Origin of the sequence: Gordonia sp. (in: high G+C Gram-positive bacteria) (assembly GCF_012515855.1) — a bacterium.
In the GTDB taxonomy this organism is placed as follows: Bacteria; Actinomycetota; Actinomycetes; order Mycobacteriales; family Mycobacteriaceae; genus Gordonia.
Genome location: NZ_JAAYXO010000160.1, coordinates 1 through 2,089, shown reverse-complemented (window position 1 = coordinate 2,089; position 2,089 = coordinate 1). Strand labels below are relative to the sequence as shown.

The 2,089-nt window shown below is 67.2% G+C and carries 2 protein-coding genes; both read left to right on the top strand.

Annotation, left to right across the window (positions count from 1 at the left end; all coding sequences use genetic code 11):
* On the top strand, positions 1-1,048 hold a 1,048-nt coding region (locus GX543_RS11800), incomplete at its 5' end, for an NAD(P)/FAD-dependent oxidoreductase (protein WP_290852100.1).
* A gap of 3 nt (positions 1,049-1,051) precedes the next feature.
* Positions 1,052-2,089, top strand: a 1,038-nt coding sequence (locus tag GX543_RS11795; protein ID WP_290852099.1) for an MFS transporter, incomplete at its 3' end; no start/stop codon positions are given.

The window sequence follows — 2,089 nt, the reverse complement described above, 5'->3', positions numbered from 1 at the left end:
GGTGACCCGCACCGGGGAGACGCCCTATACGCGGATGCTCATCAAGGGAATCGCGTTCGGTCCGACACCGCCGGAGATGATCAAGCTCCCGCTGCCTCAGATCGAGGTCATCGCCGACACCGTGCTCGAAGTCGACACCTCGGCGAAGCAGGTCCGGCTGACCTCCGGCGCACAGGTCTCCTACGACGCGCTCATCGTCGCGACCGGGAGCATGCCCCGTTCCCTGCCCGCTGACGTGTTCGGCGACGACGCCGGACAAGGGAGGGTCACCGCTCTTCACTCCGTGGAGGATGCCCTCGGCATCCGAAAGTTGCTGACCGGCCTGGGACGGCCGGCGCGCGTGGCGATCTACGGCGGCGGAATCATCGCAGCCGAGACCGCCTCGTCGCTGCAAGCCGACGGACACATGGTCACGCTGGTCTCTCGCAGTTCCGTTCCCGGCATCGGAGCGTTTGGGGCGCCCGTGGCTGAACGCCTCGCCGCCGACCATGCCGCCAAGGTGCAGACTCGATTCGGTCGCACTCTCCAGCATGTCGACGAAACAGAATCCGGTGTCGCCATCACCCTCGACGACGGCGATCCTATTGTGGCCGACTTCCTCCTCGTTGCGCTCGGCACGACGCCCGCAGCCCCGTCACCGTGGACGAACGGCATCGACGTCGACGATCACCTCCGCGCCGCAGCAGACCACGTCTACGCCGCTGGAGGTGTGGCCACGCATCACGACGAAGCACTGGGCGCCTGGCGCATCGACCATTGGGAAGACGCCGCCGCGCAGGGTGCGCACGCCGCACAGGCCGCATTGCACGACCTCGGCATCAGCGACGATCCGAGCACCTACCTGCCACGCAGCCCCTACATGGCGATGGTCTACGGTCAGATGATCTCCGGAGTCGGGTACACGGCCGGCACAAACACCTACCTGGAAGCCGGCGAGGAGTTCATCGTCCGCCACGAGACCGACGGTATGGTCGTCGGCGTCACCGGCATCGACGCGGTCGGCACCGTCTACCAGTGGGGACAGCAGCTCCACGGCGTGCAGGCCTAGGCGATGGCGGGAGACTGTACCAGGCAGATCCCACGGCGGGGCTTCCTGCTCTCGCTGGCAGCGACCATTCTCATGATGGCGGCTGCCAGCGCGCCGTCGTTGTTCTACCCCCAGATCGCCGAACGGCTCGAGCTCGTTCCCGTCGCCACCACATTCGTATTCGCGGTCTACACCTTCACCCTCCTGGCCGCGCTGCTCTACCTCGGACCGCTCTCCGATTACATCGGCAGACGTCCGGTCGTAACCGCCGGTTCCCTGGCGCTGGCACTGAGCCTGGCCATGTTCTGGTTCGCCGGCGGCCTCGCGACACTCCTGGTCGCACGCGCTCTGCAAGGGCTCGCAGCGGGTCTGCTCATCCCGGCCCTGTCGGCGATGATGATCGACTTCGAGCCGCCGTCGCATCCGAACATCGCAGCCCTGTGGAACACGATCGGGCCGATGATCGGTCTCGGGACCGGGGCACTCGGTGCTGCGCTTCTCCTCGATCTCACCCCCGAACCGACAGCTGCGGTCTTCGGCCTGCTCGTGCTCGCCTTCCTCATCGTGGCAGCGACGGTGTGGATCACACCGGAATTGGTCCCCAAGACCCGGTTACGACGTGGCGACCTCCGCCCGCGGTTCACCGTGCCACCGCACCTGCGCCGCATGTTCACCGCCGGTGTGCCCGCGATCATCGCTGGGTGGGCGACCAACGGACTCTTCCTCGCGCTCGGAGCCGGCCTCGTCGGCAGTGAGCTCGGGGGCTCCACGCACACCCACGCGGGCATCGTCATCTTCGCACTGGCGATCTCCGGAGTCACCGCCTCGTCCGTCCTGCAGCGGCGTTCCGCCCGCACCATCAGCCTGTATGCGACCAGCGCCCTGGCATTCGGCACCGCAGTGAGCATCGGCACCCTCGCACTCGGTTCCTACCCGGCCTACGTCGCGTCGGTCGCGATCGTCGGTTCCGGGTTCGGCACAGCGTTCCTCGGGGTGCTGCGCACACTCATGCCCCACACGGCATCGTCGGAACGCGCCGCCGTGATGGCTGTGATCTACACG